The sequence below is a fragment of the Kitasatospora sp. MBT66 genome (assembly GCF_000710405.2).
Taxonomy (GTDB): domain Bacteria; phylum Actinomycetota; class Actinomycetes; order Streptomycetales; family Streptomycetaceae; genus Kitasatospora; species Kitasatospora purpeofusca.
On the sequence record NZ_JAIY01000010.1, the window covers coordinates 824,520 to 824,842 of the forward strand.

Consider the following 323-nt stretch of genomic DNA (forward strand, 5'->3'; position numbering starts at 1 on the left):
CCGGGTCACGTCGAAGCGGGTCAGGTTTCCGCAGAGCGTGCAGCGCCAGCGCGTCTCGGCGGTCAGGGCGGGGACGGTCATCGGGGGTCCTCTCGGGTGGTCCCGGAACGGGCTCAGGCGCTCCCCCCGGAGCCCCGGCGTCGGCGGCGGGAGGCGGGAATGCCCGCCCCAAGCCTATTGCCTGGGGCAACCTTCCCGGCCACCGGCCGAACACTCCCGGGCGGTAGCCCACCTGCCGTAACCGCGCGGTGCCCGGCCGGTACCGGGGGGATGCTGGAGCCCATGGCGATCCCGGTCCCCCACCCCGGCGCGCACCGCGGCCG